Raw genomic sequence first — 20,802 nt, 5'->3', positions numbered from 1 at the left:
TCAGGCATTAAGTTAAAATAAAACAGGACATAACCATGCAGCAGCCCAGGAACTTTGATGACATCAAATTCACCTCTATTCACCGCAGGATAATGCTGTGGGGAAGCGGTGGGCCGTTTCTGGATGGTTATGTGCTGGTGATGATTGGCGTGGCATTGGAACAGCTCACGCCAGCATTGAAACTGGATGCGCAGTGGATTGGTCTGCTGGGCGCCGGTACGCTTGCGGGGCTGTTTGTGGGGACGTCGCTGTTTGGCTACATCTCCGACAAGGTCGGGCGGCGCAAAATGTTCATTATCGATATTATCGCCATTGGCGTGATATCGGCGGCAACCATGTTTGTCTCCTCGCCCGTTGAGCTGTTGGTAATGCGCGTGCTGATCGGCATTGTGATTGGTGCCGACTACCCGATCGCCACCTCGATGATCACCGAGTTTTCCAATACCCGCCAGCGCGCTTTCTCCATCGGTTTTATCGCCGCTATGTGGTATGTCGGCGCCACCTGTGCCGATCTGGTCGGCTACTGGTTGTATGATGTTGAGGGCGGATGGCGCTGGATGTTGGGCAGCGCGGTGATCCCCTGCATTTTGATCCTGATTGGGCGTTTCGATCTTCCTGAATCGCCGCGCTGGCTGCTGCGTAAAGGTCGGGTGAAAGAGTGTGAGGAGATGATGATCAAACTGTTCGGTGAACCGGTGGTGTTCGACGAAGAAGCGCCGCAGGAGACGCGCTTTCTTCAGCTATTTAATCGCCGTCATTTCCCGTTTGTGCTGTTTGTCGCCGCTATCTGGACTTGTCAGGTGATCCCGATGTTTGCCATTTATACCTTTGGTCCGCAGATTGTGGGGCTGCTGGGGCTTGGTGCCGGGAAAAGCGCCGCGTTGGGAAATGTGGTAATCAGCTTGTGCTTTATGTTGGGATGCATTCCTCCCATGTTCTGGCTTAATAGCGCGGGCCGACGACCGCTGTTAATTGGCAGCTTCATTATGATGACGCTGGCGCTGGCCGTGCTGGGGTTAATCCCTGATATGGGCGCGTGGCTGGTGGTGCTGGCGTTTGCCGTATACGCATTTTTCTCTGGGGGACCAGGAAACCTGCAATGGCTATACCCTAACGAACTGTTTCCCACCGATATTCGTGCGTCTGCCGTCGGGGTGATTATGTCCTTAAGCCGTATCGGCACCATTGTTTCAACCTGGGCGCTGCCGGTGTTCATCACCAAATACGGGATCAGTAATGTCATGCTGATGGGGGCGGGCATTTCGCTGATCGGCCTGCTCGTGTCCATCGCTTTCGCCCCGGAAACGCGAGGTCTGACGCTGGCGCAAACCAGCCAAATGACGATCCGCAGTAAACCCGTGACCAGGACGGGTTATTAGGAGTGTTCTGTATTTTCCCTGCAACTCAGTCAGTTAGCCTACAGTTAACGGGTATATCACTGAAAACGACTGAAAAGCAGGGAGAACACCATGCAAAAACATATTCTGATCACCTCTATTTTTACCGCAGCAGCACTGTTCACCGTTGCCGGTTGCTCCTCGAACCAGGCGGTTAAAACTACCGATGGCAAAACAATCGTGACCGACGGCAAACCGCAAGTCGATGATGATACAGGCCTGGTGTCGTACAAAAATGCGCAAACGGGTAAGACGGAACAAATTAACCGCGATCAGGTTAAAGATATGAGCGAACTGGATAACTAGTTCAGTTTTCTCCATTCAACCACTCAATAATATTGACTGTTAGCCTGCGGATTAACTGACTAAACTCACTGTTATTACAATAATGCAGTGAAACAGGCTAATCATGATCCTCATCATTTATGCGCATCCCTATCCGCAGCACTCGCATGCGAATAAGCGGATGCTTGAACAGGCAAGGATGCTGGAGGGCGTGGAGATCCGCTCGCTCTACCAGCTCTACCCCGACTTCAATATCGATATTGCCGCTGAACAGGATGCGCTGGCGCGCGCTGATTTGATTATCTGGCAGCATCCTATGCAATGGTATAGCACTCCTCCCTTACTCAAGCTGTGGATGGATAAGGTCCTTTCGCACGGTTGGGCGTATGGCCACGGCGGGACTGCGCTCCACGGTAAACATCTGCTGTGGGCAGTGACGACCGGCGGCGGCGAAAACCACTTTGATATTGGCTCCCATCCCGGATTTGATGTGCTTTCCCAGCCCTTACAGGCAACGGCGCTCTACTGTGGCCTCAAATGGCTGCCGCCGTTTGCGATGCACTGTACGTTTATCTGTGATGATGAAACTCTGCAGGCGCAGGCGCGTCATTACAAACAGCGTCTGTTGGAGTGGCAGGAGGTTCATCATGGATAACCATACGCTAATACAGGCGCTGATTTATCTCGGATCGGCGGCGCTGATTGTCCCCATTGCCGTGCGACTGGGGCTAGGGTCAGTGCTGGGGTATCTCATCGCAGGGTGCATTATTGGACCATGGGGCCTGAGGATGGTGACCGACGCTGAATCAATCCTGCATTTTGCCGAGATCGGCGTGGTGCTGATGCTGTTTGTCATCGGTCTGGAGCTGGATCCGCAACGTTTGTGGAAACTGCGGGCCTCGGTGTTCGGTGGTGGTGCGCTGCAGATGGTGGTTTGCGGCGGTCTGATTGGTTTGTTCTGTATGTTCCTCGGCCTGCGCTGGCAGGTAGCGGAACTGATCGGCATGACGCTGGCGCTTTCCTCCACGGCTATTGCTATGCAGGCGATGAATGAGCGGAACCTGATGGTTTCGCAAATGGGACGCAGCGCGTTTGCCGTGCTGTTGTTCCAGGATATCGCCGCTATTCCTCTGGTGGCGATGATCCCATTACTTGCGGCGAGCGGAGCATCGACAACGCTTGGGGCGTTTGCGCTCTCCGCCCTTAAGGTGGCGAGCGCCCTGGTGCTGGTGGTGTTGCTGGGGCGTTACGTGACGCGTCCGGCCTTGCGTTTTGTCGCTCGTTCTGGCCTGCGGGAAGTATTCAGTGCCGTTGCGCTGTTCCTCGTTTTTGGCTTCGGTCTGCTGTTGGAAGAGGTTGGACTGTCGATGGCGATGGGGGCGTTCCTGGCTGGCGTGCTGCTGGCAAGCTCTGAGTATCGTCACGCGCTGGAAAGCGATATCGAGCCATTTAAAGGGCTGCTGCTGGGACTGTTTTTCATCGGCGTCGGGATGTCTATCGACTTTGGTACGCTGATTGATAATCCCTTGCGCATTATCATTCTGTTGGTCGGTTTCCTGGTTATCAAAACTGTCATGCTGTGGCTGATAGCGAAACCCTTACAGGTGCCGAACAAGCAGCGCAGATGGTTTGCCGTGTTATTAGGGCAGGGCAGTGAGTTTGCCTTCGTGGTGTTTGGCGCGGCGCAAATGGCAAACGTGCTTGATCCTGATTGGGCGAAATCTCTGACGCTGGCGGTGGCGCTGTCGATGGCGGCGACGCCGATTTTACTGGTAATTCTGACGCGTCTGGAAAAATCGGCGACCGGTGAAGAGCGGGAAGCAGATGAAATCGACGAGGAACAACCTCGGGTGATCATCGCCGGGTTTGGGCGATTTGGTCAGATAACCGGTCGTCTGTTGTTGTCGAGCGGGGTCAAAATGGTGGTTCTTGATCATGACCCGGACCATATCGAAACGCTGCGTAAATTCGGCATGAAGGTTTTCTATGGCGATGCGACGCGGATGGATCTGCTGGAGTCTGCCGGGGCGGCTAAAGCTGAAGTTATTATTAACGCCATTGACGATCCGCAAACCAGCCTGCAACTGACCGAAATGGTGAAACAGTATTTCCCGCATCTGCAAATTATTGCCCGTGCGCGCGACGTGGATCATTACATCCGCCTGCGCCAGGCTGGCGTGGAGATGCCGGAACGTGAAACCTTTGAGGGCGCGCTGAAGACCGGACGTCTGGCACTGGAAGGTCTTGGGCTTGGACGCTATGAAGCGCGTGAGCGGGCCGATGTATTCCGCCGCTTCAACATGCTGATGGTTGAGGAGATGGTGAAAGGAGAAAATGACGCAACGTCCCGCGCGGCGGTATATAAACGCACCAGCGAAATGCTGAGTGAAATTATTGCGGAAGATCGTCAGCACTTATCATTAATTCAACGCCATGGCTGGCAAGGCACGGATGAAGGTAAGCATACGGGCGACGTCGCCGATGAGCCGGAAGTGAAACCGTCAGCATAGGGTAAAAAATGTGATGTTCTGCAAACTTTACTGCTAATTGGCTGTTTTTGAACTACTGTAATGCTGGCGTACCACCTTAAATAGGTCGGTTCGCCAGCAGAACGGAAAATTTTCATGCTCATCCTCTTTCCGCCAGTCGACGAAAGATTGCGCTTTCCGTATAGTGGCGACAATTTTTTTGTATCCGGGAAACATTCAATGATCAGTCTGATTGCGGCGTTAGCGGTAGATCGCGTCATCGGTATGGAAAATGCCATGCCATGGAACCTACCTGCCGATCTCGCCTGGTTTAAACGTAATACCTTAAACAAGCCGGTTGTCATGGGACGCCACACGTGGGAATCCATCGGGCGACCGTTGCCAGGGCGTAAAAATATCGTCATCAGCAGCAAGCCTGGCACCGACGATCGCGTGCAGTGGGTGAAGTCTGTTGAGGAAGCGATCGCGGCCTGTGGCGATGAACCTGAAATTATGGTTATTGGCGGTGGACGTGTGTATGAGCAGTTCCTGCCGAAAGCGCAGAAACTGTATCTGACACACATTGATGCGGAAGTTGAAGGGGATACGCATTTCCCGGACTACGAACCGGATGACTGGGAATCAGTGTTCAGTGAATTCCACGATGCTGACGCGCAAAACTCCCACAGCTACTGCTTCGAGATTTTGGAACGTCGTTAATGTGGATGCCTGATGGCGTTGCGCTAATCAGGCCTACAGATTGTACATTCGTCTGCCGGATTAGGTGTAAGCACCGCCCTCCGGCAGACGGCTATCAGGCGTTGACGGCCTCGCCGGGATCCAGATTCAGATGGCGATTTGATGGCTGTACAAAGTACTGTTTGTCTTCCCAGCGCAGACAGGTGAGATTCCCGCCCCAGCAACACCCCGTATCTAACGCGTAAATACCTTCTGGCGTGCCTTTGCCCTCCAGCGATGCCCAGTGCCCGAATGCAATGCTATAGGCTTCACTGACCGGTCCAGGAATGGCAAACCACGGCTTCAGCGGGGCAGGCGCATCTTCTGGCGACTCTTTGCTGTACATGTCCAACTGACCATTGGGGAAGCAGTAACGCATGCGGGTAAACGCGTTGGTAATAAAACGCAGGCGCGCCAGCCCCGTCAGTTCCGGGGTCCAGTTATTTGGCATGTCGCCGTACATGGCGTCAAGAAAGAATGGATAAGAGTCGCTCGACAGCACGGCTTCAACATCGCGAGCACAGTCCTTCGCCGTCTGCAGATCCCACTGTGGGGTAATCCCTGCATGCGCCATGACCAGTTTCTTCTCTTCATCAACCTGCAACAGCGGCTGGCGACGTAGCCAGTTAAGCAGCGTGTCAGCATCCGGTGCTTCAAGCAGCGGCGTGAGCCGGTCTTTCGGTTTATTACGGCTGATGCCAGCAAACACGGCCAGCAGGTGTAAATCGTGATTACCGAGGACTAACCGCACGCTGTCGCCCAGCGATTTAACGTAGCGCAAAACGTCTAACGACCCTGGCCCACGCGCGACCAGATCGCCGGTGAGCCATAAGGTGTCTTGTTCTGGATTAAAGTCAACCTGGTGCAGCAAGGCTACCAGTTCATCGTAACAACCGTGAACGTCGCCAATGAGGTATGTTGCCATAGCTATTGTTTTAATGAATAAGTGTAGGAACGGCGAGTCGGAACACGGGAATGTCGATGGTAAAGGCGATCCCTTGCTCATCGATCATTTCGTAATGACCCTGCATGGTGCCCAGCGGTGTTTCAATCACCGCACCGCTGGTGTACTGGTACTCTTCGCCAGGTTCGATGTGGGGCTGAACGCCAACCACGCCTTCGCCCTGAACTTCGGTTTCACGGCCATGACCATTGGTGATCAACCAATAACGCCCCAACAGCTGCACAGGCGCTCGCCCCAAATTGCGGATAGTCACGGTATAAGCAAAAACGTAACGTTCATCATCAGGTGAGGATTGCGCCTCAATGTAGACGCTTTGTACCTGAATGCACACTCGGGGCGAATTGATCATGTTTAACTCTCCTTCGATGGCGCGTTTTCTGACAGATAGTTAGCCATCCGGCAGTATTGCGCGACAGAGATATTTTCCGCTCGCATCGCCGGATCAACGCCCAGCTCTGTCAGTACTTCAACGCTAAACAGGTTGCCGAGACTATTACGTACCGTTTTGCGACGCTGATTAAACGCTTCAGTGGTAATACGGCTCAGCACACGAACATCTTTAACGGGGTACGGCATTGTCGCGTGAGGGACCAGACGCACCACGGCGGAATCGACTTTAGGCGCAGGCGTAAATGCGGATGGCGGCACTTCAAGTACCGGGATCACATTGCAGTAATACTGCGCCATGACGCTTAATCGACCATACGCTTTACTGTTTGGCCCTGCAACCAGACGGTTGACCACCTCTTTTTGCAACATGAAATGCATGTCGGCGATGGCATCAGTATAGGAAAAAAGATGGAACATGAGCGGCGTGGAGATGTTATACGGCAGGTTGCCGAATACGCGCAGCGGCTGACCCATCGTTTGTGCGAGTTCGCCGAAGTTCATGGTCATGGCATCTTGCTGATAAATCGTCAGCTTCGGCCCTAAAAACGGGTGTGTTTGCAGGCGGGCGGCGAGATCGCGGTCCAGCTCAATGACCGTGAGCTTGTCCAGGCGTTCGCCTACAGGTTCGGTCAACGCTGCCAGGCCCGGGCCGATTTCAACCATAGCCTGACCTTTCTGCGGGTTGATAGCAGAGACAATACTTTCGATCACAAACTGATCGTTGAGGAAGTTTTGCCCGAAACGTTTACGGGCTAAGTGGCCCTGATGGACTCGATTATTCATTGGTATTAACAATCATTTTGATGGCGAGATTAAGCGCCGTAATAAAACTGCCGACATCTGCTTGCCCACGACCCGCAAGTTCAAGCGCGGTGCCGTGATCGACGGATGTGCGAATAAAGGGCAGGCCCAGCGTGATATTCACACCGCGACCAAATCCCTGGTATTTTAGCACGGGGAGACCCTGATCGTGGTACATTGCCAGCACGGCATCCGCGTGGTCGAGATATTTGGGCTGAAACAGCGTATCTGCGGGCAGAGGGCCGTTTAATTTCATCCCCTGTGCACGCAGTTCATCAAGGACCGGAATGAGGGTGTCTATCTCTTCCGTTCCCATATGACCACCTTCACCGGCATGCGGGTTAAGACCGCACACCAGAATATGCGGATCGGCAATGCCAAACTTGGTGCGCAAATCATGATGCAAAATACCGATCACTTCTTTAAGCAGAGCAGGCGTAATGGCGTCGGCAACGGCTCTGAGCGGCAAATGAGTGGTTGCCAGGGCAACGCGCAGCGCTTCAGTCGCCAGCATCATGACGACTTTCTTCGCCTGTGAGCGCTCTTCAAAAAACTCGGTATGTCCGGTAAACGGGACGCCTGCGTCATTGATTACACCCTTGTGTACCGGGCCGGTAATCAGCGCCGCAAACTCACCTTGCAGACAACCATCGCAGGCGCGAGCCAGCGTATCCACCACATATTGTCCGTTCTCTACCGCCAACTGACCCGCGATAACAGGCGCCCGCAGAGCAATCGGCAACAGCGTCAACGTACCTGCTGATTGCGGTCTGGCTGGGGTATCTGGAGAGTATGGGAGGAGTGAAAGCGGTAAACCGAGCATTGCTGCCCGGTCACTGAGGAGTGCGGCATCCGCACAGACAACGAGTTCTACAGGCCACTCACGCTGGGCGAGCTGAACCACCAGGTCCGGGCCAATCCCGGCGGGTTCGCCGGGAGTGATCACAACGCGTTGAATACGAGTCATTAGTTGCTCAGAACTTTAACGTAGGCGCTGGCGCGCTGTTCCTGCATCCAGGTTGCCGCTTCTTCCGAGAATTTACGGTTCATCAGCATACGATAAGCTCTGTCTTTCTGCGCCGCATCAGTTTTATCAACGTTACGCGTGTCCAGCAACTCGATCAGATGCCACCCGAAAGAGGAGTGCACCGGGGTACTCATCTGGCCTTTCTGAAGTTTGGTCAGCGCATCGCGGAAAGCGGGATCGAAAATATCCGCTGCAGCCCAGCCCAGATCGCCGCCCTGGTTGGCAGAACCCGGATCCTGAGAAAACTCTTTAGCCGCTGCCGCGAAGGTTGTTTTACCGCTCTTAATATCAGCTGCGATTTGTTCCAACTTCAGACGCGCCTGTTGATCGGTCATGATCGGCGATGGCTTGAGCAGAATATGGCGGGCATGAACTTCAGTCACGGAGATGCTCTGGCTTTGACCACGCATATCGTTGACTTTCAGGATGTGGAAGCCGACACCAGAACGAATTGGGCCAATGATATCGCCTTTTTTCGCGGTGCTCAGCGCCTGGGCAAAGATGCCTGGCAGCTCCTGAATACGTCCCCAACCCATCTGGCCGCCTTTCAGCGCCTGCTGGTCAGCGGAATAGGTGATAGCCAGTTTGCCGAAATCGCTACCGTTACGCGCTTCATCAACAACAGAGCGCGCCTGACTTTCAGCCGCGTTAACCTGGTCAGAAGTTGGGTTTTCCGGTAATGGGATCAGAATGTGGCTCAGGTTCAGCTCGGTGCTGGCATCGTTTTGGTTGCCGACCTGCTGCGCCAGGGCATCCACTTCCTGAGGCAGGATAGTAACGCGACGGCGAACTTCGTTGTTACGCACTTCAGAGATGGTCATCTCTTTGCGGATCTGGCTACGATAGGTCGAATAGCTTAAGCCATCCTGTGCCAGACGGCTGCGCATCTGATCCAGCGTCATGTTGTTTTGCTTGGCGATGTTGGCAATTGCCTGATCCAGTTGCTCGTCAGAGATTTTAACACCCATCTTCTGACCCATCTGCAGGAGGATTTGATCCATGATCAAACGTTCCAGGATCTGATGACGCAGCGTGGCGTCGTCCGGTAATTGTTGACCAGCCTGACCCGCATTAAGTTTTACTGACTGCATTAAGCCATCGACGTCGCTTTCCAGAACGACGCCGTTATTGACGACGGCTGCGACTTTATCGACTACCTGTGGGGCAGCGAAACTGGTATTCGCGATCATGGCGATACCGAGAAGCAGCGTTTTCCAGTTCTTCATACTTTTTCCATTTCAATTAACCGCAAAGCGGATTACGTTGTAAATCAATCAGATCATAAAGAGCTTTGATACGGCAAAATGTTAGAACGCAACATTTGGTTGGTGCCGAGACCGTAGTTAGAACTCAGGCCGCGTAGTTCGATATTAAAGCCGATCGTGTTGTCATAAACTGCATGTTTCTGAGTGTCATCCCAGCCGTTCAGCTTACGTTCGTAGCCGAAGCGAATGGCGTAACAGCAGGAGTTGTACTGCAGACCCAGCATGGAATCCGCTTCTTTGTTCACGTTGGTATCAAAGTAGTAAGCCCCGACAATCGACCAGCGGTCGGCGATCGGGAAGCTTGCTACCGCGCCCACCTGTGAAATCCCGTTTTTATACTGCTCTGCTGTAGAGTAGTAAGACGGCAGGGTTGCCTGGATATATTCAGAGCTGGCATAACGGTAGTTCAGCTGCAGCATACGGTTTTCGTCGCGGCGGTATTCGATACTGCTGCTGCTGGTTGCAACGCTGTCCAGACGCGTGTCGTACTGGATCCCACTGCGTAAACCCCAGCGATCGGAGATGCGCCAGTAGGTGTCGCCAGCCCATACCAGTGAGCCCGTTTTGTCGTCATTCTCCCATTTAATGTTGTCATCGCCAGTGCGAGACTCGGTGAAATAGTAGATTTGACCCACAGAAATATTAAAACGTTCAACGGCCGCGTCATCATAAACGCGAGATGTGACCCCGGTCGTTACCTGGTTGGCAGATGCGATGCGGTCCAGACCGCCATAGGTACGATCACGGAACAGGCCGCTGTAGTCAGATTGCAGCAGGGACGAGTCATAGTTATAGATATGACTTTGGTCGCGATACGGTACATACAGGTACTGAGCACGGGGCTCCAGCGTTTGGGTATAGCCCGGCGCTAACATGTTCATGTCGCGCTCGAAGATCATCTTGCCGTCAACTTTAAACTGCGGCATGACGCGGTTGGCGGAATCATCGAGCTTGTTAACGTTACTCGGGTTGTTGTTGTACCAATCCAGGTTAGTTTGCTGATAGTGCGTTGCCAGCAGTTTCGCTTCGGTATTGATACTTCCCCAGTTATTCGACAATGGCAGGTTGATGGTCGGTTCGAGGTGAACACGCGTCGCTTCTGGCATGTTGTCGTTGGAATTAACGAAATGGACCGCCTGCCCATAAATCCGGGTGTCAAACGGGCCCACGTCATTCTGGTAGTAGTTGACGTCTAACTGTGGCTGAGCGGAATAGCTACTGTTGTTCTGATCGTCAAAGACCTGGAACTGCTTGGTCGAAACTGTCGCATCAAAGTTTTGTACCGCATAGCCGACGCTGAATTTTTGCGTGGCGTAGCCGTCAGTACTGGAACCGTATTTATTATCAAAATCGTTAAAGTAGCTGGAATCGCTGACCTTGGTGTAGTCGACGTTAAAACGCCACACCTGATCCATTACACCGGCGTGCTGCCAGTAGAACAGCCAGCGGCGGGAATTGTCATCCTTCGGGTGTTCATCCTCGTACACTTTATCGGAATTCAGATAGTCGAACTCCATCAGACCTGCGCCCGCCTGGGTGAGGTAGCGGAATTCGTTCTCCCACATGATACCGCCACGACGGTGTATATAATGCGGCGTGATGGTGGCGTCCATATTGGGCGCAATGTTCCAATAATACGGGAGATAGAACTCAAAATAGTTATTGGTAGAGTATTTTGCGTTCGGGATCAGGAAACCAGAGCGACGCTTATCGCCGACGGGTAACTGTAAATAAGGACTGTAAAAGACCGGAACCGGACCCAGTTTAAAACGTGCGTTCCAGATCTCTGCGACCTGTTCTTCACGGTCGTGAATGACTTCGCTGCCGACGACGCTCCAGGTATTGGAACCTGGCAGACAGGAGGTGAAGCTACCGTTTTCCAGAATGGTATAGCGGTTTTCCCCACGCTGCTTCATCAGATCGGCTTTTCCGCGCCCCTGACGACCTACCATCTGATAATCACCTTCCCAGATGTTGGTATCTTTGGTATTCAGATTAGACCAGCCCTTCGGCCCCTTCAGAATAACCTGATTGTCATCATAATGGACATTGCCCAGCGCATCGACGGTACGAACTGGCTCCGGCTGGCCTTCTGCCTGCTTCTGATGAAGCTGCACTTCGTCGGCCTGCAGGCGGCTGTTACCCTGTGCGATGTCCACATTGCCGGTAAACACCGCGTCATCCGGGTAATTCCCTTTCGCGTTGTCAGCAGTGATGGTGACGGGTAATTCATTAGTCTCGCCCTGTACCAGAGGACGGTCATAGCTTGGCACGCCCAGCATACACTGTGAGGCGAGATCGGCTGCCAGACCCTGATGGCTATAGAGGGCGCTGGCAATCATGGTGGCCAGAAGAGTGGGAATACGTTTTTTCATACGTTGTATTTATTGTTCCATCATCAGTAGCGTCGCGCGTGACAAACGGTCACAGCCTAACTTATCTCATCTTCACTTCGCTAGTATTAATCCTGCCCATTTTATCCCGCCACCTTTCAAGCTGCATCTTCGTTCCAGACGAATTGGTCACTGCGTTGCCGCCTTGTTGCAACTCGAAATCCAACGGGTATAGCGTTTGTGGTGTTAGGCACGGCATAGAATGACAGGTATGATAATGCAAATTATAGGCGATGTCCCACAATTGACCGCAGCCGTAAATCGGTAAAAGCACCTTATATTGTGGGACATATCCTGGCTGAGAGCAGAAAGATTTGGGGAGTCTATGCAGTATTGGGGAAAGATAATTGGTGTCGCCGTGGCCTTAATGATGGGCGGCGGCTTCTGGGGTGTGGTTCTGGGCCTGTTAGTTGGCCATATGTTCGACAAAGCCCGCATGCGCAAAATGGCGTGGTTTGCCAACCAGCGTGAACGCCAGGCGCTGTTTTTTGCCACCACTTTTGAGGTGATGGGGCATCTGACCAAATCCAAAGGTCGCGTCACGGAAGCCGATATCCATATCGCCAGTCAATTGATGGATCGAATGAATTTGCACGGCGACTCGCGTACCGCCGCGCAACATGCCTTCCGGGTGGGAAAATCGGACAATTACCCATTACGTGAAAAAATGCGTCAGTTTCGCAGCGTCTGTTTTGGTCGCTTCGATCTGATCCGCATGTTTCTGGAGATTCAGATCCAGGCAGCTTTTGCCGATGGGTCGTTGCATCCGAACGAGCGTGAAGTGCTGTATGTGATTGCTGAAGAGTTGGGGATCTCACGTACCCAATTTGATCAGTTTCTGCGCATGATGCAGGGCGGCGCCCAGTTTGGCGGCGGATATCAGCAGCAGTCCGGCGGCGGTGGCTGGCAGCAGGCGCAACGCGGTCCGACGCTGGAAGACGCCTGCAATGTGCTGGGTGTGAAAGCGACCGATGATGCGACCACCATTAAGCGCGCATACCGTAAGCTGATGAGCGAGCACCATCCGGACAAACTGGTGGCGAAAGGCCTGCCGCCAGAAATGATGGAAATGGCGAAGCAAAAAGCGCAGGAAATTCAAAAAGCTTACGAGCTAATTAAAGAACAGAAAGGCTTTAAATAATCGTTATGCCGGATGGCAGCTAGCGCCTTATCCGGCCTACGTTAATGAATGTAGGCCGGGCAAGCGAAGCACCCGGCCTAAATGGGGCCTGCGTTTAAAAATCTGCCGGAACTTTAAACGTCATACTGTTGCCGTATTCGGGATGCGTGATAGTTAACATCTCTGCGTGCAGCAGCAGGCGCGGCGCTAACGCCAGGGCCTGTGGCGGGGCGTAGAAGCGGTCGCCCAGAATCGGATGCCCTAATGCCAGCATATGCACACGCAACTGGTGGGAGCGTCCGGTAATGGGTTTGAGCACGACCCGGGCGGTGTTATCTTCCGCGAACTCCACCACTTCATACTCGGTCTGCGCCGATTTTCCGGTCTCATAACACACTTTCTGCTTTGGCCGATTCGGCCAGTCGCAAATCAGCGGTAAATCAACCAGCCCCTCGGCCGGAGCGGGATGTCCCCAGACGCGTGCGACATACTGTTTCTTCGGCTCGCGTTCGCGAAACTGGCGCTTTAGCTCGCGCTCTGCCGCTTTAGTTAGCGCCACTACAATCACGCCGCTGGTTGCCATATCCAGACGATGTACGGATTCAGCTTGCGGGTAATCGCGCTGAATACGCGTCATCACGCTGTCTTTGTGTTCATCCAGACGACCCGGCACGGACAACAAGCCGCTCGGCTTGTTGACCACCATAATGTGCTCATCCTGATACAGGATAACCAGCCAGGGTTCCTGCGGCGGATTATAGTTTTCCATCCCCATGTCAGGCTCCGTTACTGATGCGTCACGACGATCAGGCGCAGGGCATCCAGACGCCATCCCGCCTGATCCAGGCTTTCCATCACCAGCTGACGATTGCTTTCAATGGCGCTGAGTTCGTCATCACGGATGTTCGGGTTAACGGCACGCAGCGCTTCCAGACGGGAGAGTTCAGCCGTCAGCTTCTCGTCCGCTTCTTTGCGCGCCGCGTCGATCAGCGCGCGGGCCGATTTTTCTACCTGCGCTTCACCGAGTTGCAGAATGGCATGAACATCCTGCTGAACGGCGTTGACCAGTTTACTGCCGGTGTGGCGGTTAACGGCGCTGAGTTGACGGTTAAAGGTTTCGAATTCAACCTGCGCGGCAAGGTTGTTGCCGTTTTTGTCCAGCAGCATGCGTACCGGAGTTGGCGGCAGGAAGCGGTTTAACTGCAGCTGTTTTGGCGCTTGCGCTTCAACGACGTAGACCAGTTCAACCAGCAGAGTACCGACTGGTAATGCTTTGTTTTTCAGCAAAGAAATGGTGCTGCTTCCGGTGTCGCCGGAGAGGATCAGATCCAGACCATTACGGATCAGCGGATGCTCCCAGGTAATAAACTGCGCGTCTTCACGCGACAGGGCAACATCACGCTCAAACGTAATGGTACAGCCATCTTCCGGCAGCCCAGGGAAATCCGGCACCAGCATATGATCGGACGGTGTCAGCACGATCAAATTGTCGCCACGGTCATCCTGATTAATACCAACGATATCAAACAGGTTCATGGCGAAGGCGATCAGGCTGGTATCGTCGTCCTGTTCTTCAATACTCTCAGCCAGCGCCAGCGCTTTTTCGCCGCCGTTAGAGTGGATCTCCAGCAGGCGATCGCGACCTTGCTCCAGTTGCGCTTTCAGCGCGTCATGCTGTTCGCGACAGGTTTTGATCAGATCGTCAAAGCCATCGGTGTTTTCTGGCTCAGCCAGGTAGCCGATCAGATTGTTATATACCGTGTCATAGATGGTACGTCCAGTCGGGCAAGTGTGTTCGAACGCATCCAGACCTTCGTGGTACCAACGCACCAGCACGGATTGCGCGGTTTTTTCCAGGTATGGAACGTGGATCTGGATATCATGCACCTGACCAATACGGTCCAGACGGCCAATACGCTGTTCCAGCAGGTCCGGATTGAAAGGCAGATCAAACATCACCAGATGGCTGGCGAACTGGAAGTTACGCCCTTCGGAGCCGATTTCAGAGCACAGCATCACCTGGGCGCCGCTATCTTCTTCGCTAAACCAGGCCGCAGCGCGGTCACGTTCAATGATCGACATCCCTTCATGGAACACGGCGGCGCGGATACCTTCGCGCTCGCGCAGAACCTGCTCCAGTTGAAGCGCAGTGGTGGCTTTCGCACAGATGACCAGAACTTTTTGCGAGCGGTGGCTGGTCAGGTAGCCCATCAGCCATTCCACGCGCGGGTCAAAGTTCCACCAGGTGCCGGTGTCGCCTTCGAATTCCTGATAAATCTGCTCCGGGTAGAGCATGTCGCGCGCGCGGTCTTCCGCACTCTTACGCGCGCCCATAATGCCGGAGACTTTAATGGCCGTCTGGTATTGGGTTGGCAACGGCAATTTGATGGTATGCAGCTCGCGTTTAGGGAAGCCTTTCACACCGTTACGGGTATTTCGGAACAGCACGCGGCTGGTGCCGTGGCGGTCCATCAGCATCGAAACCAGCTCCTGACGCGCGCTCTGGGCGTCTTCGCTGTCGCTGTTTGCCGCCTGCAATAACGGCTCAATGTCCTGTTCGCCAATCATGTCACCTAACATGTTCAGCTCATTGTTACTCAGCTTGTTGCCAGCCAGTAACATGGCGACGGCGTCGGCGACCGGACGGTAATTTTTCTGTTCTTCAACAAACTGGGCGAAATCGTGGAAGCGGCTTGGATCCAGTAGGCGCAGGCGCGCAAAGTGGCTTTCCAGGCCCAGCTGTTCCGGCGTTGCGGTCAGCAGCAGGATGCCTGGTACGCGCTCTGCCAGCTGTTCAACGGCCATATATTCACGGCTGGGCGCGTCTTCGCTCCACACCAGGTGATGGGCTTCATCGACAATCAGCAGATCCCACTCGGCATCACACAGGTGCTCCAGACGCTGTTTACTGCGACGGGCAAAGTCCAGCGAACAGATAACCAACTGTTCGGTTTCAAACGGGTTGTAGGCATCGTGCTGCGCTTCTGCATAACGCTCATCATCAAACAGCGCAAAGCGCAGGTTGAAACGACGCAGCATTTCGACCAGCCACTGGTGCTGTAACGTCTCCGGGACGATGATCAGCACGCGCTCCGCGGCGCCTGACAGCAGCTGTTGATGCAGGATCATCCCAGCTTCAATGGTTTTACCTAAACCCACTTCGTCTGCCAGCAGCACGCGAGGGGCATGACGACGGCCGACATCATGGGCAATGTTGAGCTGGTGGGGGATCAAGCTGGTACGTTGGCCACGCAAGCCACTCCACGGCATACGGTACTGCTCGCTCTGAAATTTACGTGCGCGATAGCGCAGCGCAAAGCGGTCCATACGGTCAATCTGGCCGGCAAACAGGCGATCCTGGGGTTTACTGAAAACCAGTTTGCTGTCGAGCAGCACTTCACGCAGCGTTACACCGGTTTCTTCGGTATCAAGGCGGGTTCCGATATAGGCAAGCAGGCCGTTTTCTTCTTTTACTTCATCGACATGCAGTTGCCAGCCTTCATGGCTCGTAATCGTGTCACCAGGATTGAACATCACGCGGGTCACGGGGGAATCACTGCGCGCATACAGACGGTTTTCACCCGTCGATGAGAAAAGTAAAGTGACGGTTCGCGCATCCATGGCGACAACAGTACCAAGTCCCAATTCGCTTTCTGTATCGCTGATCCAGCGTTGACCAAGTGTAAAAGGCATATATGTTCGGCTCTATATCTTTAATTGCAGGCAATACTCGTCATTTTCCGGGCTAGTCCCCGTTATTGAGAGCATACGACCCCGCTACCAGGCTAATAAATCAGTGGTAGGGGTGTTAAATGGGTCCAGGAATGGAAAGGGCGCTATGGTACTGGATGGCGGCGGTTTCGTCACGCGTCAAAATAACCCCAGTTGTCCTGTGAGTAGTGTAGCAAAATTATCATCAATAAAGGGAAGAATTCCCTCGGCAACCGGCTGGATCTGGCGGGTCAGATAATGCTCGTAATCAAGTGCAGATAGCTGATAATCAACAGGTTCAGGTCCATTTATCGTCCAGACATATTTAATCGTGCCACGATTCTGATACTGCTGCGGACGCCCCAGTTTGACGTTCTGCTCATCGGCGAGCCGCGCGGCGCGAACGTGCGGCGGAACATTCCGCTGGTATTCGCTCAACGGGCGGCGCAGGCGTTTGCGGTACACCAGGTGTTCATCCAGTTCACCCGCCATTAGACGGTCGATAGTCTCGCGAACAAACTCTTGATAAGGCTCGTTACGAAAAATTCGCAGGTACAGCTCCTGCTGAAACTGCTGGGCCAGCGGCGTCCAGTCGGTGCGTACCGTTTCCAGACCTTTAAATACCATGCGTTGCTCAGCACCTGACTGAATCATTCCGGCGTAGCGTTTTTTGCTGCCGGTATCTGCACCGCGAATGGTCGGCATCAGAAAGCGACAAAAGTGGGTTTCAAATTCCAGCTCCAGCGCGCTGGTCAGGTTTTGCTGCTTCAGCGATTGCGCCCACCAGTTGTTGACATAGCTCACCAGCTCCCGACCAATCCGGGCCGCATCGTCTTCCGAGTGCGCCTTTTTAAGCCAGACAAAGGTGGAGTCGGTGTCGCCATAGATGACGTCGTAACCCTGAGCCTCAATCAGCGCTTTGGTCTGACGCATGATCGCGTGACCGCGCATGGTGATAGACGAAGCCAGCCTCGGGTCGAAAAAGCGGCAGGCGGTGGTGCCAAGCACGCCGTAAAACGCGTTCATGATGATTTTCAGCGCCTGTGAGAGCGGCTTATTGCCGCGGCGTTTGGCTTCATCACGCCCATGCCAGATCTGGGTAACGATTTCCGGCAGACAGTGCTTTTCGCGTGAGAACCAGGCGTCAAGGAACCCCTCGGTACTGTGTTCCCGATCCGGCTGTGCCATCCCTTCGATAAGTCCCACTGGATCGATCAAAAAAGTACGAATAATTGACGGGTACAGGCTTTTGTAATCCAGCACCAGCACGGAGTCGTACAAACCCGGGCGCGAGTCCATCACGTAGCCACCGGGGCTGGCGTGCGCGGGAACTTCCCCCAGATTCGGTGCCACATAGCCCGCCCGGTGCATTCGCGGTAGGTAGAGATGGCCGAAGGCGGCAACGGAACCGCCATGCCGGTCGACCGGCAGGCCGTTTACCGTCGATCGTTCCAGCAAAAATGGCATGATCTCGGTTTTATGAAAAATACGCGTGACCAGCTCACAGTCTTTGAGATTGTAGGTGGCGAGCGCGGGCTTATCCTGGGCAAACCGGCGATCTATTTCGTCCATCCTGTCCCAGGGATTATCTATCGACTTCCCTTCGCCCAGCAGCTCCTGTGACACCGTTTCCAGTGAAAAGGATGAGAAATTCCAGAATGCGGATTTAAGCGCCTCAATGCCGTCGATAATCAGGCGACCTTTAGCCTGCGCGAAGAATACGCCGTTTTTGAAGCCATGTTCGCGCCACTCCAGCTCGCTATTGTCACGGCCAAAACGCAGGGGAATGTGGTAACGTTCGGCATGCTTTTGCAGGACGCGTAAATCGAATTGCACGACGTTCCAGCCGATTACCACATCAGGATCGTGACGGGCAATCCAGTCGTTGAGCTTTTCCAGTAACTGCGGGCGGCTTGCGACATATTCAAGTTCAAAATCCAGCGCTGAGGCATCGCCGTTTGCCGGGCCAAGCATGTAGACAATACGCTGCCCACAGCCTTCAAGGCCGATACAGTAGAGTTCGCCGTGGCGCGTGGTTTCGATATCCAGCGAGACCCATTTCAGCGGCGGTCGATAGTCAGGGTTCGGCTTCAACCGGGCATTAACCAGCGTACCGTTATGTCTGTCGCCTTCAACCCAAACTGGTGAGGTGATAAAACGCTCCATCAGATACCGTTCCGGCGGACGCACGTCGGCCTCGTAGACGGTAATTGCGTTTTCACGCAGCAGCTTTTCCAGCCGCATGAGCTGGCGATGTGAGCGGCAATACAGGCCGGAAACGGGCTGGCGGTGGAAGTCTTGCAATTGCAGCGGCGTCAGACGATAGCCGTTTTCATTGCGTAATAATGACGCTACACGGGGAACCTGACTGACAGGAATAAACGCGACCGACTCCTGAGGCGCGAGCGTGACCTGTAGCGGCCCGTCGTCTGTAGCCAGCCAGAATGTGACCTCAGTTCCCTGCGGGGTGTCCCGCCAGTGCCGGGTTAAAATAAAGCCTGCCTGCGCCACGCTGTGTATCCATTAAAAAACCAGGCATTATTATAGCCTGGTTTACACGATTGTACTGTTATTTTGTACAGTTAAAAATGAGAGCTGCGGGCAGTTATTGTGACAATAAAAGTAAAATGTCCTCCGCAGTAAAAGTGTTACAGGATAGAGTTTGGTATTTAATCAATGAATGCCTTAATTGAAAACTCTTCCTTTAATTATTTTATTGGCCTGTCATGGCTATTTGTATCTATTATTCTTTTGTAATTATATTTGTTTCATAAATTGGAAGTCCGTTTCAGGATTTTTATGTCATTTTCGGAATCGTGCTCGTACGGTTTTGTTACTCATCCCTCGGTTCAGGAAAAATGGTTCTTTTTTTTATTTGTTTTTATTCATGGTTAGTGTAACTATTTTAATCAAACACTCGGGTTACCAGATTGAATATAATATATTTTTATGGCTTGCTATTGTCTGGATAAAAACGGATTTTCGGTTCGATTTCGTCGGGAATATCTCTCTGTATAATTTGATTTTTATCGCTGAATATAATTTTATTCATCTGATAGCTCGGGTGTTTTATATCAATAGCTTGGGTGCGTAGTGTTATGGAGGCCTATTATGGATATTTATACTCAGGCGTTACAGGTAGGATATGATCACTATTTATTTGTTAATACTCAGTTATCTAACCCTACAATTAAATCAGTAAGTCAATATATTGAGTATAGAACGTGGTCAGGTCAAATTTGGCGTACTGAGGTTATTGAACGTGGGAATGCTTTCTTTCACTGGCAAGGGCATGACAGAATAAATGGTCATCGTGATACGGTGATTAATTATCTGTTGAATGGACAGCGCTGGCAGTCAACGATTACAGATTACATTTTCTTTCATTCACTGGATGGTGAAGAGGCGCAGGGACATTATGACAACGTGATTAAATACGTTTGTGCTAATAACTGTGTGTATCGAAGTGCGTTTGCGGAATATATAAAGGAATAACCAGAGAGCGCGCCACCGAGATTCCGGGCGCGCTCAGATTGTTTTCACTGGCCGTAGTAGGCTTTTGCGCCGTGTTTACGTAGGTAATGTTTATCTAACAGGGTTTGCTGCATATCCGGCAATTGCGGCGCGAGCTGGCGACAGAAGATCCCCATGTAGGCGACTTCTTCCAGCACGATGGCGTTGTGTACCGCATCTTCGGCGTTTTTTCCCCACGCAAACGGACCGTGAGAGTGCACCAGCACGCCAGGCATCTGCGAAGCGTCAATGCCTTGTTTCTCAAAGGTTTCAACGATTACGTTACCGGTTTCCCACTCATATTCGCCGTTGATTTCTTCCTCGGTCATTTTCCGTGTGCAGGGAATCGATCCGTAGAAATAGTCCGCATGGGTGGTACCCGTGGCTGGAATCGACTGGCCCGCCTGCGCCCAGATGGTCGCATGACGCGAATGGGTATGAACAATGCCGCCAATGGTCGGGAATGCCTGATACAGCAGACGGTGCGTTGGGGTATCGGAGGAGGGTTTCTTCGTACCTTCTACAACCTCACCGGTGGCGATACTGACTACGACCATATCTTCTGCGGTCATAACGCTGTAATCGACCCCGGAAGGTTTTATCACAAACACGCCGCGCTCGCGATCGACGGCACTCACGTTCCCCCAGGTCAAGGTAACCAGGTGGTGCTTAGGCAACGCCAGATTGGCTTCCAGCACCTGACGTTTGAGATCTTCTAACATGTTGATTC

17 protein-coding genes are annotated in these 20,802 nt (G+C 53.1%); 7 read left to right on the top strand and 10 right to left on the bottom strand.

From position 1 onward, the window contains the following. Positions 1-35: 35 nt before the first annotated feature. From OGW44_RS09285 to folA, 5 genes are all read left to right on the top strand, one after another. Positions 36-1,379, top strand: coding sequence for an MFS transporter (locus tag OGW44_RS09285; RefSeq protein WP_016151659.1), 1,344 nt, complete (start codon positions 36-38; stop codon positions 1,377-1,379). A gap of 90 nt (positions 1,380-1,469) precedes the next feature. Next, entirely contained in the window at positions 1,470-1,703 is a 234-nt protein-coding gene (locus OGW44_RS09280) for a YgdI/YgdR family lipoprotein (protein WP_003018880.1), read from the top strand. Between the two features lie 103 nt (positions 1,704-1,806). Further along, positions 1,807-2,337 (top strand): glutathione-regulated potassium-efflux system oxidoreductase KefF, encoded by a 531-nt coding sequence (gene kefF, locus OGW44_RS09275; protein WP_016151660.1) that lies wholly within the window; start codon positions 1,807-1,809, stop codon positions 2,335-2,337. After that, positions 2,330-4,192 carry a glutathione-regulated potassium-efflux system protein KefC gene (gene kefC, locus OGW44_RS09270; RefSeq protein WP_019078354.1) on the top strand — a complete coding sequence of 621 codons (1,863 nt, stop codon included), beginning with the start codon at positions 2,330-2,332 and terminating at the stop codon, positions 4,190-4,192. The genes kefF and kefC overlap by 8 nt, the downstream gene beginning before the upstream one ends. A 198-nt stretch (positions 4,193-4,390) precedes the next feature. Beyond that, on the top strand, positions 4,391-4,870 hold the full coding sequence (folA, locus tag OGW44_RS09265) for a type 3 dihydrofolate reductase (protein WP_016151662.1): 480 nt from the start codon (positions 4,391-4,393) through the stop codon (positions 4,868-4,870). Positions 4,871-4,964: 94 nt separating this feature from the next. Here the strand turns inward: folA and apaH are convergent, their stop codons facing one another. Genes apaH through lptD form a run of 6 tightly spaced genes read right to left on the bottom strand, consistent with a single transcriptional unit; the run spans position 4,965 to position 11,710 of the window. After that, positions 4,965-5,813, bottom strand: a complete 849-nt coding sequence (gene apaH, locus OGW44_RS09260) for a bis(5'-nucleosyl)-tetraphosphatase (symmetrical) ApaH (protein ID WP_103283470.1) — start codon at positions 5,811-5,813, stop codon at positions 4,965-4,967. A 10-nt stretch (positions 5,814-5,823) separates the two neighbouring features. Then, positions 5,824-6,201 (bottom strand): Co2+/Mg2+ efflux facilitator ApaG/CorD, encoded by a 378-nt coding sequence (apaG, locus tag OGW44_RS09255; protein WP_003018867.1) that lies wholly within the window; start codon positions 6,199-6,201, stop codon positions 5,824-5,826. 2 nt (positions 6,202-6,203) lie between these two features. After that, positions 6,204-7,025: a 16S rRNA (adenine(1518)-N(6)/adenine(1519)-N(6))-dimethyltransferase RsmA gene (gene rsmA / locus OGW44_RS09250; protein WP_003018865.1), complete on the bottom strand. Its 822-nt coding sequence runs from the start codon at positions 7,023-7,025 to the stop codon at positions 6,204-6,206. Beyond that, a complete protein-coding gene (gene pdxA / locus OGW44_RS09245) occupies positions 7,018-8,010 on the bottom strand; it encodes a 4-hydroxythreonine-4-phosphate dehydrogenase PdxA (RefSeq protein ID WP_016151664.1) in 993 nt (330 codons plus the stop codon). The genes rsmA and pdxA overlap by 8 nt, the downstream gene beginning before the upstream one ends. After that, on the bottom strand, positions 8,010-9,296 hold the full coding sequence (gene surA / locus OGW44_RS09240; protein WP_103928899.1) for a peptidylprolyl isomerase SurA: 1,287 nt from the start codon (positions 9,294-9,296) through the stop codon (positions 8,010-8,012). Before surA ends, pdxA begins: the two co-directional genes overlap by 1 nt. Positions 9,297-9,349: 53 nt before the next feature. Then, on the bottom strand, positions 9,350-11,710 hold the full coding sequence (lptD, locus tag OGW44_RS09235) for an LPS assembly protein LptD (RefSeq protein ID WP_016155673.1): 2,361 nt from the start codon (positions 11,708-11,710) through the stop codon (positions 9,350-9,352). A 343-nt stretch (positions 11,711-12,053) separates the two neighbouring features. Here lptD and djlA point away from each other — a divergent pair, with 343 nt between their 5' ends. Further along, on the top strand, positions 12,054-12,869 hold the full coding sequence (gene djlA, locus OGW44_RS09230) for a co-chaperone DjlA (protein WP_005124510.1): 816 nt from the start codon (positions 12,054-12,056) through the stop codon (positions 12,867-12,869). A 94-nt stretch (positions 12,870-12,963) separates the two neighbouring features. Here djlA and rluA read toward each other — a convergent pair whose 3' ends face one another. The 3 genes from rluA to polB form a co-directional block, all read right to left on the bottom strand. After that, positions 12,964-13,623, bottom strand: coding sequence for a bifunctional tRNA pseudouridine(32) synthase/23S rRNA pseudouridine(746) synthase RluA (rluA, locus tag OGW44_RS09225; RefSeq protein WP_016151668.1), 660 nt, complete (start codon positions 13,621-13,623; stop codon positions 12,964-12,966). An 11-nt stretch (positions 13,624-13,634) separates the two neighbouring features. Then, positions 13,635-16,541 carry an RNA polymerase-associated protein RapA gene (rapA, locus tag OGW44_RS09220; RefSeq protein ID WP_047498352.1) on the bottom strand — a complete coding sequence of 969 codons (2,907 nt, stop codon included), beginning with the start codon at positions 16,539-16,541 and terminating at the stop codon, positions 13,635-13,637. 177 nt (positions 16,542-16,718) lie between these two features. Further along, complete coding sequence (polB, locus tag OGW44_RS09215; protein ID WP_137352582.1) at positions 16,719-19,070, bottom strand: DNA polymerase II; 2,352 nt, start codon at positions 19,068-19,070, stop codon at positions 16,719-16,721. 600 nt (positions 19,071-19,670) lie between these two features. Between polB and OGW44_RS09210 the strand changes: the two genes are divergently transcribed. Further along, a complete protein-coding gene (locus OGW44_RS09210; RefSeq protein ID WP_016155677.1) occupies positions 19,671-20,054 on the top strand; it encodes a DUF4751 family protein in 384 nt (127 codons plus the stop codon). Between the two features lie 44 nt (positions 20,055-20,098). Here the strand turns inward: OGW44_RS09210 and araD are convergent, their stop codons facing one another. Then, positions 20,099-20,794 (bottom strand): L-ribulose-5-phosphate 4-epimerase, encoded by a 696-nt coding sequence (gene araD / locus OGW44_RS09205; protein ID WP_016151673.1) that lies wholly within the window; start codon positions 20,792-20,794, stop codon positions 20,099-20,101. Positions 20,795-20,802: the final 8 nt, after the last annotated feature.

The organism is Citrobacter sp. Cb023 (assembly GCF_030336805.1).
Lineage (GTDB): Bacteria > Pseudomonadota > Gammaproteobacteria > Enterobacterales > Enterobacteriaceae > Citrobacter > Citrobacter braakii.
Note: the sequence above shows the minus strand (reverse complement) of the source record. Positions and strands in the feature narration are given on the sequence as shown.

Excerpts from the sequence above, each read along its gene's own strand:
- OGW44_RS09285 (WP_016151659.1), top strand. The coding sequence starts at position 36 with ATGCAGCAGCCCAGGAACTTTGATGACATCAAATTCACCTCTATTCAC.
- OGW44_RS09280 (WP_003018880.1), top strand. The coding sequence starts at position 1,470 with ATGCAAAAACATATTCTGATCACCTCTATTTTTACCGCAGCAGCACTG.
- kefF (WP_016151660.1), top strand. The coding sequence starts at position 1,807 with ATGATCCTCATCATTTATGCGCATCCCTATCCGCAGCACTCGCATGCG.
- kefC (WP_019078354.1), top strand. The coding sequence starts at position 2,330 with ATGGATAACCATACGCTAATACAGGCGCTGATTTATCTCGGATCGGCG.
- folA (WP_016151662.1), top strand. The coding sequence starts at position 4,391 with ATGATCAGTCTGATTGCGGCGTTAGCGGTAGATCGCGTCATCGGTATG.
- apaH (WP_103283470.1), bottom strand. The coding sequence starts at position 5,813 with ATGGCAACATACCTCATTGGCGACGTTCACGGTTGTTACGATGAACTG.
- apaG (WP_003018867.1), bottom strand. The coding sequence starts at position 6,201 with ATGATCAATTCGCCCCGAGTGTGCATTCAGGTACAAAGCGTCTACATT.
- rsmA (WP_003018865.1), bottom strand. The coding sequence starts at position 7,025 with ATGAATAATCGAGTCCATCAGGGCCACTTAGCCCGTAAACGTTTCGGG.
- pdxA (WP_016151664.1), bottom strand. The coding sequence starts at position 8,010 with ATGACTCGTATTCAACGCGTTGTGATCACTCCCGGCGAACCCGCCGGG.
- surA (WP_103928899.1), bottom strand. The coding sequence starts at position 9,296 with ATGAAGAACTGGAAAACGCTGCTTCTCGGTATCGCCATGATCGCGAAT.
- lptD (WP_016155673.1), bottom strand. The coding sequence starts at position 11,710 with ATGAAAAAACGTATTCCCACTCTTCTGGCCACCATGATTGCCAGCGCC.
- djlA (WP_005124510.1), top strand. The coding sequence starts at position 12,054 with ATGCAGTATTGGGGAAAGATAATTGGTGTCGCCGTGGCCTTAATGATG.
- rluA (WP_016151668.1), bottom strand. The coding sequence starts at position 13,623 with ATGGGGATGGAAAACTATAATCCGCCGCAGGAACCCTGGCTGGTTATC.
- rapA (WP_047498352.1), bottom strand. The coding sequence starts at position 16,541 with ATGCCTTTTACACTTGGTCAACGCTGGATCAGCGATACAGAAAGCGAA.
- OGW44_RS09210 (WP_016155677.1), top strand. The coding sequence starts at position 19,671 with ATGGATATTTATACTCAGGCGTTACAGGTAGGATATGATCACTATTTA.
- araD (WP_016151673.1), bottom strand. The coding sequence starts at position 20,794 with ATGTTAGAAGATCTCAAACGTCAGGTGCTGGAAGCCAATCTGGCGTTG.